Below are 15,176 nucleotides of genomic sequence, written 5' to 3'. Positions count from 1 at the left end.
GTAAGCCTAAGTTGGAGGATCGGAGATGTCGACAGTGACTGCCGAGCGCAGTTGCTGTCGGCTTTTCCGTCTTCTTCCCGGACTTCCCTCCCTCCTCGGTCCCCGGAGGCCCGCCTTGGACGCAACAGCCGCCACCACACCCTTCTCGACACTGATCCGCACGGCGTCGCACGAACAGCACACCGAGGCGGAGACCTCGACCTTCATGAGCGACCTGCTCGGCGGGCGGCTCGGAGTGGTTGCGTACACGCGCTACACCGAGCAGCTGTGGTTCGTCTACCGGGCGCTGGAGGAGGGCGCGGAGGCACTGCGCACCGATCCGGTCGCCGGTCCGTTCATACAGCCGGAGCTGATGCGCACCGCGGAGCTGGAACGCGATCTGGCGCATCTTCGCGGTGCGGACTGGCGCAGGGGCCTGGAGCCACTGCCCGCGACGGCCGCGTACGCCGACCGGGTCGCCGAGTGCGCGCGCACCTGGTCCGCCGGATACGTCGCGCACCACTACACCCGCTATCTCGGGGATCTCTCCGGCGGCCAGATCATCCGCGACAGGGCGGAGCGGACCTGGGGCTTCGCGCGCAAGGGTGACGGGGTCCGGTTCTACGTCTTCGAGGAGATCGCCAACCCCGCCTCGTTCAAGCGGGGTTACCGCGAGCTGCTGGACGCGGTAGACGCGGACGAACTGGAGAAGATGCGGATCGTCGACGAGTGCAGGCGCGCGTTCGCGCTGAACACGGCGGTGTTCCGGGAGCTGGGCGAGGTGTTCCCCCGCAGCGCGTAGGGCCCCGGCGGTGCGGGGGGCGACCGGGTTCCGACGGTGGGCCCGGTCAGCCGTGCCGCTTCGTCCTCAATCGCCGGACGGGCTTGAACGCGTCCCTGCGATGTCACAACGCCGACGACACGCTTGAATGCGCCCGTCCGACGTCACAGCGCCGGTGACAAGCTTGATTGCGCCAGCAGGACGCGGCCCCCGATTTCCACCGTGCCGTCCGGTGCGGGTGCGGTGAGGATCTGGGAGCCGCGCCCTTGTCTGATGTTGAGGGCGCGGCCCAGTTGCGCGCTGAGCAGCAGCGCCGCCGCACCTGTCGCCTCGTCCTCGACGATTCCGTCGTCCCGCCGCGGGAAGGCCCGCGCCCTGACCCGTCCCGCCGCCTCGTCCTCCCATGCCCACACGTACAGCCAGCCCTCCCCCGGGGGCGGTCCGGTCAGCGCCTCGACCTCGGCGACGGATGCGTACTGCTCCAGCGTGCGCGGCGGCACCCACTCGGGGCGGGCCGCGATCCAGCTGAACTCGCCGTCCTGGCGGGCGTAGATCTCGCCGACCGGCAGCTCCAGGATCTCCAGGTCCAGCAGCCAGGCGGAGCCCACGAGCGGATGCCCGGCGAACGGCAGCCGGAGTCCCGGCGTGTAGATGTCGACGTATCCGCGCTCGGGATCGTCGACGAACACGGTCTCGCTGAAACCGAGCTGCCCGGCGAGCGCCTGCCGGGACGCCTCATCGGGGTACGTACGCCCGTCGCGTACCACCCCGAGGGCGTTGCCGTGCCGTCCGTCCGGACCGCAGAACACGTGCAGTACGTCGATGCCTGCGGGTACGTCGTAGTCACTCACGTGCGCATTCAAGCATCGTGCGGCGCCGTGGTGCCGCAGGAGCGGACCGGACGGTACGGCGGCGGGGCCGCGGCGACGACTCCGGCACCGAGGCGCCCCTCCTTCGCACCACCAAGTACCGGTTGACCATCCCTTGACCCTTCCATGGGGCACCCATGGGCCGACTGTGATCGCCCCGTTCTCCGGCACCCCAGGTGAGAGCTGAATCACTGCACGGGTGGGTACCGGTGAGGTAAGCCTCGGTTAAGTTAGGTCCGCCTCACCCCGCCTCTTCCCGGCCCTGTTCATCCTCTTCAGCCTTTGTGGAGCCCGTATGCGAGCCGTTCGTCTCTCCGTCGTCACCGCTGTCGCCACCGCGGCAGCTCTGACCGCCGTCACGGGCTGCGCCGAGAAGAGCGACGGCAAGGGTGACGGCGGGGTGAAGGTCACCGCGAAGGACGACTCCTGCGCGGTGTCGAAGAAGAAGCTCCCGGCCGGTCACATCGCACTCGCCGTGGAGAACAAGGGATCCAAGGTCACCGAGGTCTACGTCCTCTTCCCGGACGACCGCATCGTCGCCGAGCGCGAGAACATCGGCCCCGGCACCAAGGCCACCATCACCGCCGAGGTCAAGGCCGGTTCGTACGACGTCGTCTGCAAGCCCGGCATGAAGGGCGCCGGCTTCCGGCAGAAGATCGAGGTCACCGGCGGCACCGCGGTCAAGCGCAGCCCCGAGATGGACGAGGCCGTCGCCGGCTACCGCACCTATGTGCAGGCCCAGGCCGACGAGACGCTGCCGAAGGTCAAGGTCTTCACGGACGCCGTCGCCGCCGGTGACATCGAGGCCGCGAAGAAGGCGTACGCCGACTCCCGCATCGGCTGGGAACGCACCGAGCCGGTCGCCGAGTCCTTCGGTGACATCGACCCCAAGGTCGACGTCCGCGAGGACGGCCTGGAGGACGGCCAGAAGTGGACCGGCTGGCACCGCCTGGAGAAGGCGCTGTGGCAGGACAAGAAGCTCGGCGCCGAGGAGAAGGCCCTCGCCCCCGTCCTCTACAAGGACCTCGTCGACTGGCAGAAGCGGGTCGGCAAGGCGGAGATCACGCCGACCTCGATGGCCAACGGCGCCAAGGAGCTCCTCGACGAGGTCGCCACCGGCAAGGTCACCGGTGAGGAGGAGCGCTACAGCCACACCGACCTGATCGACTTCAAGGCCAATGTCGAGGGCGCGCAGAAGTCGTACGAGCTCCTGAAGCCGGTCGCCTCGAAGAACGACGCGGCGCTGACCGCCACCCTGGACAAGCAGTTCGCGGCGCTGAACACGCTGCTGGACAAGTACCGCGAGGACAAGAACTCCTACGAGTTCACCTCGTACGACAAGGTCGGCAAGGCGGACCGCAAGGAGCTGTCGGACGCCGTCAACTCGCTGGCCGAGCCGCTGTCGCGGCTCGCCGCCGCAGTGACGAAGTAGTGACGAAGTGACGGGCGGGGAGGCACCGATCATGTCCGAGGAAAGTCAGAACACCGCCGGGACGGACGTCGCCGAGGCGGACGCCACCGGCACCGGCACCGGCGGCCGCGCGCCGTCGCGCCGTGCACTGCTCGGCTGGGGCGGTGCCGGGCTGGCGCTCGGCGCGGTCGCGGCCGGTGGCGCGGTCGCCGCGGTGCGTACGGAGAACGACGCCGTGCCGGCCGCGGACAGCGGCGCCGCGGTGCCGTTCCACGGTGTGCACCAGGCCGGTATCGCCACCGCGGTCCAGGACAGGCTGCACTTCGCCGCCTTCGACGTGACGACGAAGGACCGGACCGAGCTGATCGCGCTGCTCAAGGAGTGGACGCGGGCGGCCGAGCGGATGACGGCCGGTCATGCGGTCGGCGACGGGGCGTACGGCGGTCTCGCCGAGGCACCGCCGGACGACACCGGCGAGGCGCTGGGGCTCAAGCCGTCACGGCTCACTCTGACCATCGGCTTCGGTCCCTCCCTGTTCGCCAAGGGGAGGTTCGGCCTTGAGGACCGGCGCCCGGAGGCGCTCGTCGATCTGCCGAAGTTCCCCGGCGACAATCTCGACGCGGCCCGCAGCGGCGGCGACCTGTGCGTCCAGGCGTGCGCGGACGACCCGCAGGTCGCGGTCCACGCCATCCGCAACCTCGCCAGGATCGGCATGGGCCGCACCGCGATCCGCTGGTCGCAGCTGGGCTTCGGCAAGACGTCGTCGACGACGCCCGACGCCCAGACCCCGCGCAACATGATGGGCTTCAAGGACGGCACCCGGAACATCTCCGGCACCGACACCGCGGGCCTCGACAAGCATGTGTGGGTCGGCGAGAAGGACCAGGCCGGCTGGATGACCGGGGGTTCGTACCTGGTGGCCCGGCGCATCCGCATGCACATCGAGACCTGGGACCGGACCGGACTCCAGGAGCAGGAGGACATCTTCGGCCGGGACAAGGGCGAGGGCGCCCCGGTCGGCAAGGCGAAGGAGCGCGACGAGCCGTTCCTGAAGGCGATGCTGCCGACCGCCCATGTGCGGCTCGCCCACCCGGACAGCAACGACGGTGCGAAGATCCTGCGCCGCGGCTACTCCTTCACGGACGGCACGGACGGCCTGGGCCGGCTGGACGCCGGGCTGTTCTTCCTCGCCTACCAGCGCGATGTCCGGAAGGCGTTCATTCCGCTGCAGCGCCGCCTCGCGGCACACGACGCACTCAACGAGTACATCCAGCACGTGGGTTCGGCGCACTTCGCCGTCCCGCCGGGCGTCCGCTCCAAGGACGACTGGTGGGGCCGGGCGCTGTTCTCGTAACGGGACTCGAAGCGGAAAAAGGAGAACCGAAACGTGTTCAGCAACTTCCTGATCGGCCTGCGCGAGGGCCTTGAGGCCAGCCTGGTCGTCTGCATCCTCATCGCCTATCTGGTGAAGACCGGCAACCGGAGCAAGCTGCTGCCGATCTGGGTCGGGGTCGGCAGCGCGGTCGTCGTCAGCCTGGCGTTCGGCGCGGGTCTCGAATTCGGCTCGCAGGAGATGACGTTCAAGGCGCAGGAGGCGCTCGGCGGTTCGCTGTCGATCGTCTCGGTCGGCCTGGTCACGTGGATGGTGTTCTGGATGCGGCGCACCGCGCGGCATCTGAAGGCGGAGCTGCACGGCAAGCTCGACGCGGCGCTCGCGATGGGCACCGGCGCGCTGGTCGCCACGGCGCTCCTCGCCGTCGGCCGGGAGGGGCTCGAGACCTCGCTGTTCGTCTGGCGTGCGGTGCATGCCGCGGACGACGGCTGGCATCCGATGATCGGTGCGCTGCTCGGGATCGCCACCGCCGTGGTGCTGGGCTGGCTGTTCTACCGCGGTGCACTGCGGATCAACCTGGCGAAGTTCTTCACCTGGACCGGCGGCATGCTGGTCGTCGTCGCGGCGGGCGTGCTCGCGTACGGCGTCCACGATCTGCAGGAGGCCGAGTTCCTCGGCGGTCTGCAGAACCGGGCGTTCGACATCAGCGCCACGATCCCGCCGGACAGCTGGTACGGCACGCTGCTGAAGGGCACGTTCAACTTCCAGCCCGATCCGACCGTTCTTCAGGTCACGGTGTGGGCGCTGTATCTGATCCCCACTCTTGCGCTGTTCCTCGCCCCGGTAGGGTTCGGACGGTCAGTGGGGGCGACGGATCAGAAGGCGCAGAAAGCAACGGATGAGAAGTCTGAGGCCGATTCGGCTGGCGACGGGACTCGTGACAGCGACGGTGCTGAGCATGACGGCGAGCGGGTGCGTGACGGTGCACGGCGAGCTGGAAGTCGTACCGGCGGCGACGAAGTCTGAGGCCGCGAAGGCCCTTACGGACTTCACCACCGCGTACAACGCGGCGGACAAGGCCTACGACCCTGCGTTGGACGCGGACCGGGTCACCGGTTCGCTCGGTGCGATCAACCAGGCCGGTCTGCGGGCGCGGCAGAAGAACAACCCCAACGGCAACGCGAACCACCGGCCGCTGGAGCTGACCGACGCCACGTATCTCATCCCGAAGAAGGCCGGCTGGCCGCGCTGGTTCCTCGCGAACACCGACTCCAACCGCGACCAGGACAGCGGGAAGCAGGACACCAGCTGGCTGATCGTCTTCGTCCGGACCGGTCCCGACGCGGTCTGGAAGGCGTCGTATCTCGCGGTCGTGACGCCGTCCGAGCTGCCCGCGTTCGCCAAGGACGGCGACGGGCGGGCCCGGCCGGTCACCGCGGACAGCACCGAACTGGCCGTGGCGCCGAAGGACTTGAGCACGCAGTACACGCAGTACCTGCAGAAGGGCACGCCGGACGTGTTCGCCCCCGGGGTCGCCACCTCGGCCTGGCGGAACGAGCGCAGAAACAGCCGACGGGCGGGCTTCTCCTTCCAGTTCATCGACCAGCCGCTGGACAGCGGTACGTTCGGTCCGCTCGGCCTGGAGACGGAGGACGGCGGGGCGCTGGTCTTCTTCAGCAGCAAGCATTTCGAGCAGCAGACCGCGGCGAAGGGACTGCGTCCGCCGGTCAACGCGGATGTGCAGGCGCTGCTGACCGGCGAGGTGAAGACCACCCTCACCAAGGAGCGGGTCTCCAGCCAGCTGGTGTACGTCCCGAAGAAGGGCGCCGGGAACGGCGCCAAGGTGATCGTGCTGAACCGGCTGCCGGGTCTCACGGCGGCGAAGGGCTCGTAGGCGCGGTCGCGCGCTGCCGTGAGCGGCGTCCCGTTCTGTCGGGAGCCTTCCCCCGCTGCCCGTGGTGCAGGGCTCGCGCTGCTCGTGGTGCAGGGCTCGTGAGGCCCCACGTCCCTGGCTCCCCCGTACTTCCGCTGCGGGGGATCTCAGCGGCTGAGCGGCCAGGCCACCGAGTCGTGGTCGAGATCGCTCTGGTCCGCCGTGTCGGCGTACTGCGCGCAGGCGTCGGTGAGCGTCTCCAGCAGCGTCAGCGGGTCCGGCAGCGGGTTCTCCGGACCACGGACCCAGTGCACGTCCAGCTCACCGGGGAGCATGGCGGGCGGCAGGAGTACGTAGCTTCCGCGGCAGTGCCAGCGCATCCCCGGATGCTCGTCCATGGTCTCGGGATGGCAGTCCAGCTCGCAGGGCCACCACTCGTCCTCGTCCTCGGGAGTGCCGCGGGTGGCGGTGAAGAAGAGCATCCGGTCGTCGCCGGAGACGGCCACCGGGCCGACGTCGATGTCCGCGGCGAGGAGCCGCTCCAGAGCCTGCTTGCCCGCGGTCAACGGCACGTCGAGGACGTCATGGATCATGCCGGTCGCGGTGATGAAGTTGGCCTGCGGCTGACTGCGGGCCCAGCGCTCGATCTGGGCACTGTCGGTGGTGGACTGCGTCTGCCAGGCGAACGAGATGGGGTGCCGGGCGGGGGTGGGACAGCCGATGCGTTCGCACGAACATCGGTAGCCGACCGGGTGGGCGGCGGGCGCGATGGGCATTCCGGCTTCGGCGACAGCCAGGAGCAGCGCCTCCCGGGCGGTGTCGTCGACGTCGCTGTCCTGCGGTTTGGGTCGTCGGCGAAACCATTGGGAAAACTTGCTCTCTGTGCCGCGAGAACGGCCGAAATCGGCGCCCATCAATCCCCTTACCTCAGCGTTGCCCCTGCCTATGGTCCCACCATCCTGCGCCTCGGGTGGCCAGAGTTCTCAAGCGGGGTGCGCGGACCGGCGCACTGAGCTGGGCACTATGCCAATAATTGGCCTGAAATGGCAGGTGTGGCTCGGGAGGTATCCGCCGGCGGAACGGGACGGGACGTAGCACATCGGCGCCTCTGCGTAATCGTTACCGAGCCGCCCGTACAACCACCCGATCGGTTTACTGCGCGGTCGCCCCGCACGGCGCACCATGGGCTCACGCACAGACCCGTGCGAGCCCCGACTGTCCGCAGGCCACCCCTGCTGTCCGTGAGGAGCCCCCATTGCCTCGTGAAGCCACACCCTCATCGCTTCGTGAAGCGACCCCGCGCCGCTACCTGATGTGCGCCCCGACCCATTTCGAGGTCACGTACTCCATCAACCCGTGGATGGACCCGAGCAAGCCGGTCGATCTACGGCTGGCCCAGGCCCAGTGGGAGGACCTGCGCGACCGCTACCGGGCGCTCGGCCACACCGTCGAGCTGCTCACCCCGCGTCCCGACCTGCCCGACATGGTCTTCGCCGCCAATGGCGCCACCGTCGTGGACGGCCGGGTGCTGGGCGCCCGGTTCGCGTACCAGGAGCGGTACCCCGAGGCCGAGGCGCACCGGGACTGGTTCCGGGACCACGGCTTCACCGAGATCCATGAGCCGGCCCACGTCAACGAGGGCGAGGGCGATTTCGCGGTCACCTCGTCGTACCTCCTGGCCGGGCGCGGCTTCCGGTCCAGTCCGCTCTCCCACGACGAGGCACAGGAGTTCTTCGGACGGCCGGTGATCGGGCTCGACCTGGTGGACCCGCGCTACTACCACCTGGACACGGCGCTGTGTGTGCTCGACGAGGCGGGCGACGAGATCATGTACTACCCGGGCGCCTTCTCGCCGGGCAGCCGCTCCGTGCTGCGGCGGCTCTTCCCCGACGCGTTGACGGCCGAGGAGGCGGACGCCGCGGCGCTCGGGCTGAACGCGGTCAGCGACGGCCTCCATGTGCTGGTGCCCCAGGGCGCCGCGGGCCTCTTCGACCCGCTGCGGGCACGCGGCTTCGAACCGGTCCCGATGGACCTGAGCGAGCTGCTCAAGGGCGGCGGCAGCGTGAAGTGCTGCACCCAGGAGCTGCGCGCCTAGGGTCTTTCTTCCGGCCTGATCCGGAAGCGAGGCTCTACGCGTCGTCACCGGGGGGCGGCCATGCGTCGCCCCACGCGATGTCCCGGGCGGCCCGGTACAGCTCGCCGTGCCGCTTGGTGACCGTGGAGCGCTTCAGTGCCTCGTCGCGGGTACAGAGGTCCAGCAGCACCTGCCCCTTGCGGATCTGCGGCTTGCGGGTCACCCGGGCGAGTACCGGCTCGGTGGCGAAGCGGGTCGCCACGACATAGCTGAACTTCTCGTCCTCGTACGGCAACGATCCGCCCTTCACCCGCCGGTGCAGCGAGGAGCGGCTGACCCGGGCCGAGAAGTGGCACCAGTCGGTGCCCGGCTCGATGGGGCACGCCTCGCTGTGCGGGCACGGCGCGGCGACCGTCAGCCCGGCGGCGATCAGCCTGTCGCGGGCCTCGATGATGCGGGCGTACCCATCGGGGGTACCGGGCTCGACGATCACGACGGCCTGCGCGGCGGCCGCGGCCGTGTCGACGAGGGCGGTGCGGGCGGCCGCCGTCAGCTCCCCCAGTACGTAGCTGACGGTCACCAGGTCCGTGGGGTCCAGCTCCAGACCCTCACCGATCCGGGCCCGCCGCCAGTCGGCGGTGCGCAGGGCCTCGACACCGGAGGCATCGGCCAGCTCCCGGCCGAGGACGAGGGCGGGCTCGGCCCAGTCGAGGACGGTCGTCCGGTGCCCCTCCCAGGCCCCGGCCACGGCCCAGCTCGCCGCTCCGGTGCCGCCGCCGATGTCGGTGTGGGTGGCGGGTGCCCACTCCGGGGCGGCCTCGCGCAGGGCGGCGAGGGCGGACCGTACCGCTTCGAAGGTCGCGGGCATCCGGTACGCGGCGTACGCGGCGACATCGGAGCGGTCGCGGAGCACCGGGGCATCGGTCGGGGTGGTCCCCCGGTAATTGGCGATGAGCCGGTCGACAGCCTGCGTGGCCTGCTTGGGCGGCAGCCCGTCGAGGAGTCCGGCCAGCGCCGCACGCAGGGCTTCCGCGGTGGAGAGGGTGACGTTCACCGAAAAAAGTGTAGGCGGATACCACCGGCCGTTCTCCGGCCGGTGCCTGTCCCGTCCGGCGCACCGTCGCCCGCAGCCGGCCCCCGCACCACGGCCGCCGAGCTCAACTGCCTGGGCGCCTGGGCCAGTTGCTACGCTGACCGGCGCGAGGTCAGGAATGCTCACGTGAGGTCGGAAATGCTCATCGAGGGGACCATGCGACAGAAGATCGTGCGCCTGACTCTGGTCGCCGGGGTGCTGGTGCTTGCCCTGCTGCTTCTGCTGGCCACCTGCGGTGCCGGGGGAAAAGGGAACGAGGGCGAGGGGGACAAGGGCGACGGCGGACCGAAGAAGCCGGTCCGGACGGGTACGGGCCCGGCGACGCAGCTCACCGTTCCCCCCGCGTACACGACCCGCCGCGGCTGGGAGCTCATCAACACCTCGCCCGACTACGCGATCTCCCGGACGACGGGTCGCCTCGCCTATCTGCTGCGGGTCTCCGACAACCAGTACCGGCTGGAGACCATCGACTCGGAGACCGGGAAGGCCGGCTGGAAGGGCGAGAACTGGCGGCCGCCGGCCTCGAAGCACTTCCCGAAGCTGCTCCTGGTCACCAAGGACGACGTGGAGTACTTCGTCACGTGGGCGTACGGGAAGGTCGGCGTGAACGCCCTGACCCCGGCCGACACGATCGTCTCCCTCGATGTCTACAACGCGACGGACGGCTCCCGGCAGCGCATCGAGGTGCCGTGGAACTCCGCACCGACCGTCGACACCAGCGGACCCGGCATCCTGATCAGCGACGGCCGCACCAACAGCGTGCTGGTCGACCCGGCGAGCGGCCGGATCACGAAGATCGCCCCCACGGCGCTGAAGTACCCGAAGGGCTGCCCGTCCTGCAGGCAGCTCACCGAGGTCTTCGGACTGACCACGAAGGGCCTGCTGGTCAGCGGGGCACGGGAGTTCTGGGTGCAGGGCGGCTGGTTCAGCCGGAACGTCGCCCCGAAGGGCACCGACCGTTCCAGCGGGATCCCGACGTCGGTGGCCCCCGGCTGGGTGCTGGCGAAGTGGCAGCTCGCGAAGGGCCAGAAGCGGGCGACGACCCATGACCTGTGGGCGGTGCACGACGCGGAGACGGGGAAGCCGGTGGCCACGGTGGAGTGCCACAAAGTGGCGATCAAGCCGGGCCAGTATCCGCAGGCCGTCATGTCGCCCTCGCGGACGTACCTGGTGGCGGGGAACCTCGCCTTCGACCTGGAGACGAAGAAGGGGTTCTGTCTCGAGGCGACGGACGGATCGAAGCCGCTGACCCTGGTCTCCGTGACGGACGAGGGCATCGCGTACGGCGCGACGCCCGGACGCAACGCGGCGGACGTGCTGGCCGGCCGCGGCCGTCCGGCCCAGGTCGAGGTCACCAGCGGGGTGCCGGAGGCGCTGCCCGCGAATGTACGGCTGCCGGCCACGGAGGCCGCGGCGGGGGTCGGCGTGTTCCGGTGGACGGACGAACTGGACCGGCTGCATCTGCTCGGCTACCCGCGCGCCGACCGCTAGAGGGTGCCGGGTGGATCACGGCCCGGACACCCCTGGGCGAGTGGTTCGAGGGTCTTTGCTCAAACCCTTGCGCCACCGCGCTGCCAGGGCCGGCACAGGCACAGGAAGCACACCATGGCGCCGACCGCGCACACCAGCTGGACAACCGCCATGGGTACGGCCGTCGCGTCCCCCGCGATACCGACGAGCGGTGAGGCGACGGCCCCGATCAGGAACGACGACGTACCGAGCAGCGCCGAGGCGGAACCCGCGGCGTGCTTGGTCCGCATCAGGGCCAGGGCGTTGGTGTTCGGCATCGCCAGCCCCATCGCTGACATCAGCACGAAGAGCCCGGCGGCGACCGGCACCAGACCGACGTCGCCGAAGACCCCGGACGTCATCAGCAGCAGCGCGGTCGCGGCCAGCACGATGACCGCGAGCCCGAAGCCGAGCGCCTTGTCCAGGCTGATCCGGCCCACCAGTACCTTGCCGTTGATCTGGCCGACGGTGATCAGGCCGATCGAGTTGATGCCGAAGAGCAGGCTGAAGGTCTGCGGCGAGGCACCGTAGATCTCCTGCACGACGAACGGCGAGGCGCTCACGTACGCGAAGAGGGCTGCGAAGGCGAGGCTGCCCGCGACCATGTAGCCGGTGAACGTGCGGTCGCAGAGGAGTCCGCGCATGGTGCGCAGCGCGTCGCCGACGCCGCCGGTGTGCCGTTCCTCCGGCGGCAGCGTCTCGTGCAGCCACTTCCAGACGACCAGGGTGAGCAGCACGCCGACAACCGTGAGGACGGCGAAGATGCCCCGCCAGTCGGTGAACCGCAGCACCTGTCCGCCGATCAGTGGCGCGATGACCGGTGCGACGCCGGAGATCAGCATCAGGGTGGAGAAGAACCGGGCCATCTCCACGCCGTCGTACATGTCACGGACCACGGCCCGGGCGATGACGATGCCGGCCGCACCGGCCAGTCCCTGCAGGAGGCGGAAGCCGATGAGGAGTTCCGTGGTGGGCGCGAAGACGCAGAGCGCGGTGGCGAGTACGTAGACGACCATGCCGAGCAGGAGCGGCCGGCGCCGACCCCAGCGGTCGCTCATCGGTCCGACGACGACCTGGCCGAGCGCCATGCCGCCGAGGCAGGCGGTGAGGGTGAGCTGGACGGTGGCGGCGGGGGCGTGCAGGGCATCGGTGACCGCGGGGAGCGCCGGGAGGTACATGTCCATGGAAAGCGGCGGAAGTGCGGTGAGACCGCCGAGGACGAGGGTGACGAGGAGGCCGGTGCGCCGGGCCGCGGCGGTGACGGTCGAACCGGACGCGGTCCGGATGCCGGTCCTGTCGGTCGGTATGTGGGTGTGCTGGGCTCGGCTCACGCCGCTCTCCGGCATTCTCATCTCCAAATAGTTGAATCCGCCCTCTATGCTCTCAGCTCAGCCGGAGTGGTCGAGACCTTTTTTGGGAGCAGGCATGAGCAGGACCGTGCGTTGGGGCGTGCTGGCTACGGGTGGCATCGCCGCGACCTTCACCGCTGACCTGCAGGGGGTGCCCGGCACGGAGGTGGTGGCCGTGGCCTCGCGCACGGACACGTCGGCCAAGGCCTTCGCCGAGCGGTTCGGGATACCCAGGGCGTACGGCAGCTGGGCCGAGCTCGCCGCGGACGACGAGGTCGACGTGGTGTACGTGGCCACACCGCACTCCGCGCACCGGGAGGCCACCGCGCTCTGCCTGAAGGCCGGAAAGCACGTGCTGTGCGAGAAGGCGTTCACGCTCAATTCCCGGGAGGCGGAAGAGCTCGTGGCGCTCGCCCGGGACCGTGGCCTCTTCCTGATGGAGGCGATGTGGACGTACTGCAACCCGGTCGTCAGGCGGCTGACCGCGCTGATCGCCGACGGTGCCATCGGCGACATCCGTACCGTGCAGGCCGACTTCGGGCTCGCGGGCCCGTTCGGTCCCGACCACCGGCTGCGGGACCGGGCGCTGGGTGGCGGTGCGCTGCTGGACCTGGGCGTGTACCCGGTGTCGTTCGCGCAGCTGCTGCTGGGTGAGCCGGACCGGATCCAGGCCGATGCGCTGCTCTCCCCGGAGGGCGTCGATCTGAACACCGGCATGCTGCTGGGCTGGGAGTCGGGCGCCACTGCGCTGCTCAGCTGCTCGCTGGTCGCGGACACCCCGCAGACCGCCTCGATCACGGGCACCCGGGGGCGGATCGAATTCCCGCGCGGTTTCTTCCACCCGGAGCGGTTCGTGCTGCACCGGCCGGGACACGACCCGGAGGAGTTCACCGCGGGGTCGTCGGACGAGGGGCTCAGCGGGATGCAGTTCGAGCAGGCCGAGGTGGTGCGGGCGCTGCGGGCGGGCGAGACGGAGTCGCCGCTGGTTCCGCTGGACGGTTCGCTGGCGGTGATGCGGACGCTCGATGCGGTACGGGACCGCATCGGCGTCCGCTACCCCGCGGACGGCCTCGGCCGACCGTGACGTAGGCAGGGCTTCACGCAGGCGTGAGGCCCTGGTTACCCACCTCCGTGACGAACGATCCGGCTGTCGCGACGGGCGCACCGGGCGTGGTGACGGCCGACACCGTGCGGAAGTCGGCGCGTGCCTGCTCCTGGCCCAGCGTGACGACCGCGTACCCGCGCCGTCCGTTGAAGAACTTCATGTGCGGGTTGGCCTGCATCTGGTTGTTCCAGCTGGCCGGCTTGTCCGAGCCGTCCTTGCCGCTGGTGATGGACGTGGCGACGATCTCCGTGCCGAGCGTGCGGGACGACGGGTCGTCGAAGTCCTTCTTCAGGTCGAAGCCGTAGCCGACGTGCACATCGCCGGTCAGCACCATCAGGTTGTCGATCCCGGCGGCCTCCGCGCCCTTCAGGATCCGGTCCCGGGAGGCCGGGTAGCCGTCCCACGCGTCCATGGACAGCTTGAAGGCGTCGGTCGGCACGTCGCGCCGCTGGGCGAAGGTGACCTGCTGCGGTACGACGTTCCAGGTGGCCCGCGAGGCGTGCCAGCCGTCGAGCAGCCAGCGCTCCTGGGTGGCGCCGGTCAGGGTGCGCGCCGGGTCCTCGGACTCCGGTCCCGGCTTCTGCCAGCCGTCCCCGTACGCCTGGTCGCTGCGGTACTGACGGGTGTCGAGGATGTCGAACTGGGCGAGCCGGCCGAACTGCAGGCGCCGGTAGAGCTTCATGTCGGGGCCGGTCGGCCGCTGCGGGGTGCGCAGTGGCTGGTTCTCCCAGTACGCGCGGTACGCGGCGGCGCGGCGCAGCAGGAACTCCTCCGGCGGGACGTCGTTCTCCGGGATGTCGCCCGCGTAGTTGTTCTCGGTCTCGTGGTCGTCCCAGGTGACGACGAAGGGGTGTGCGGCGTGCGCGGCGCGCAGGTCCGGGTCGGACTTGTAGAGGGCGTACCGCAGCCGGTAGTCCTCCAGGGTGACCGTCTCCCGGTTGAAGTGGGCGGGGAGTGTGCGGTCCGTGTAGTTACGGGCTCCGCCGGTCGCGGTCACGGCGTACTCGTAGAGGTAGTCGCCGAGGTGGAAGACGACGTCGACGTCCTCCTGCGCAAGGTGGCTGTACGCGGTGAAGTAGCCGTCGTGGTAGGCCTGGCAGGAGACGGCGGCGAGGGTCAGCGCGCTGTTGCGGGCGTGCCGGGCGGGGGCGGTGCGGGTCCGGCCGACCTGGCTGATCCACTTCCCTGCGCGGAAGCGGTAGTAGAGGACGCGGTCGGCGTCGAGGCCCTTGATCTCGACGTGGACGCTGTGGTCGAACTCCGGGTGGGCGGTGGCGGTTCCGCGCCGGACGATCCGGGTGAAGTTCTCGTCGCGGGCGAGCTCCCAGCGCACCTGGACGCGGGCGTTCGGCAGTCCGCTGTCCGGCTCGTACGGGCGGGGTGCGAGTCTCGTCCACAGCAGGACCGAGTCGGGCAGTGGGTCACCGGAGGCGACTCCGAGGGTGAACGGGTCCTCGCTGATCCTTCCGGCGTCCAGCTCGGCGGCGCTCGCGGCGCCCGCGGTCGGCAGGTTGACCGAGAAGGCGAGCGCGGCGGCGGCACCGGTGACGGTGAGGAAGCGGCGGCGGCCGACGTGGCGTGCGGCGTCGCGCATCTCCTGCTGGTGCGATGAGTACGTCATCTGTCCCTCCCCTGACTGGCGGTGTACGCCGGGAAGTCCACCGGTCCCGCACATCGAGTGGCTGTCGTGTTCGCGTCGCGCAGGCGTCGCGCTGATGAGAAGTGCGGCGGGATCGCCCCTCGGGGGACGAATTGCGCTGGGGTACCGCAGACACAGAGGTACGCAGACAGACGGGTACG

General features: G+C 70.1%; 13 protein-coding genes. 8 read left to right on the top strand and 5 right to left on the bottom strand.

Annotated features, from left to right (window positions below; all coding sequences use genetic code 11):
- The first annotated feature begins 115 nt into the window (after positions 1-115).
- Positions 116-781: a biliverdin-producing heme oxygenase gene (locus OHA88_RS31735; protein WP_328628025.1), complete on the top strand. Its 666-nt coding sequence runs from the start codon at positions 116-118 to the stop codon at positions 779-781.
- Between the two features lie 143 nt (positions 782-924).
- On the opposite strand, the gene OHA88_RS31730 is transcribed toward OHA88_RS31735, so the two are convergent.
- Positions 925-1,611 carry a PhzF family phenazine biosynthesis protein gene (locus OHA88_RS31730; RefSeq protein ID WP_267005459.1) on the bottom strand — a complete coding sequence of 229 codons (687 nt, stop codon included), beginning with the start codon at positions 1,609-1,611 and terminating at the stop codon, positions 925-927.
- 313 nt (positions 1,612-1,924) lie between these two features.
- Between OHA88_RS31730 and efeO the strand changes: the two genes are divergently transcribed.
- From efeO to OHA88_RS31710, 4 genes are read left to right on the top strand one after another with little or no spacing between them, the layout of a single operon-like run.
- Positions 1,925-3,061 (top strand): iron uptake system protein EfeO, encoded by a 1,137-nt coding sequence (gene efeO, locus OHA88_RS31725; protein WP_328628024.1) that lies wholly within the window; start codon positions 1,925-1,927, stop codon positions 3,059-3,061.
- Positions 3,062-3,092: 31 nt separating this feature from the next.
- Positions 3,093-4,394 (top strand): iron uptake transporter deferrochelatase/peroxidase subunit, encoded by a 1,302-nt coding sequence (efeB, locus tag OHA88_RS31720; protein ID WP_328628023.1) that lies wholly within the window; start codon positions 3,093-3,095, stop codon positions 4,392-4,394.
- Between the two features lie 33 nt (positions 4,395-4,427).
- Complete coding sequence (gene efeU / locus OHA88_RS31715) at positions 4,428-5,399, top strand: iron uptake transporter permease EfeU (protein WP_328628022.1); 972 nt, start codon at positions 4,428-4,430, stop codon at positions 5,397-5,399.
- A complete protein-coding gene (locus OHA88_RS31710; protein ID WP_328628021.1) occupies positions 5,332-6,267 on the top strand; it encodes a hypothetical protein in 936 nt (311 codons plus the stop codon). Before efeU ends, OHA88_RS31710 begins: the two co-directional genes overlap by 68 nt.
- A 146-nt stretch (positions 6,268-6,413) precedes the next feature.
- Here the strand turns inward: OHA88_RS31710 and OHA88_RS31705 are convergent, their stop codons facing one another.
- Entirely contained in the window at positions 6,414-7,160 is a 747-nt protein-coding gene (locus OHA88_RS31705; RefSeq protein WP_267005454.1) for a bifunctional DNA primase/polymerase, read from the bottom strand.
- Positions 7,161-7,501: 341 nt separating this feature from the next.
- On the opposite strand from OHA88_RS31705, the gene ddaH reads away from it, so the two are divergent.
- A complete protein-coding gene (ddaH, locus tag OHA88_RS31700) occupies positions 7,502-8,341 on the top strand; it encodes a dimethylargininase (protein ID WP_406426730.1) in 840 nt (279 codons plus the stop codon).
- Between the two features lie 34 nt (positions 8,342-8,375).
- Here ddaH and OHA88_RS31695 read toward each other — a convergent pair whose 3' ends face one another.
- Entirely contained in the window at positions 8,376-9,374 is a 999-nt protein-coding gene (locus OHA88_RS31695) for a small ribosomal subunit Rsm22 family protein (protein ID WP_328628020.1), read from the bottom strand.
- A 195-nt stretch (positions 9,375-9,569) separates the two neighbouring features.
- Between OHA88_RS31695 and OHA88_RS31690 the strand changes: the two genes are divergently transcribed.
- Entirely contained in the window at positions 9,570-10,904 is a 1,335-nt protein-coding gene (locus OHA88_RS31690) for a hypothetical protein (RefSeq protein WP_328628019.1), read from the top strand.
- 59 nt (positions 10,905-10,963) lie between these two features.
- Here OHA88_RS31690 and OHA88_RS31685 read toward each other — a convergent pair whose 3' ends face one another.
- Positions 10,964-12,268 carry a multidrug effflux MFS transporter gene (locus tag OHA88_RS31685; RefSeq protein ID WP_328629840.1) on the bottom strand — a complete coding sequence of 435 codons (1,305 nt, stop codon included), beginning with the start codon at positions 12,266-12,268 and terminating at the stop codon, positions 10,964-10,966.
- A gap of 79 nt (positions 12,269-12,347) precedes the next feature.
- Here OHA88_RS31685 and OHA88_RS31680 point away from each other — a divergent pair, with 79 nt between their 5' ends.
- Positions 12,348-13,355 carry a Gfo/Idh/MocA family protein gene (locus tag OHA88_RS31680; protein ID WP_267005451.1) on the top strand — a complete coding sequence of 336 codons (1,008 nt, stop codon included), beginning with the start codon at positions 12,348-12,350 and terminating at the stop codon, positions 13,353-13,355.
- Positions 13,356-13,368: 13 nt separating this feature from the next.
- Here the strand turns inward: OHA88_RS31680 and OHA88_RS31675 are convergent, their stop codons facing one another.
- Positions 13,369-14,997 (bottom strand): alkaline phosphatase D family protein, encoded by a 1,629-nt coding sequence (locus tag OHA88_RS31675; RefSeq protein WP_328628018.1) that lies wholly within the window; start codon positions 14,995-14,997, stop codon positions 13,369-13,371.
- Between the last annotated feature and the right edge of the window lie 179 nt (positions 14,998-15,176).

This window comes from Streptomyces sp. NBC_00353, assembly GCF_036108815.1.
In the GTDB taxonomy this organism is placed as follows: domain Bacteria; phylum Actinomycetota; class Actinomycetes; order Streptomycetales; family Streptomycetaceae; genus Streptomyces.
The sequence above is the reverse complement of the archived record's forward strand: the minus strand, read 5'-3'. Positions and strand labels throughout refer to the sequence as shown.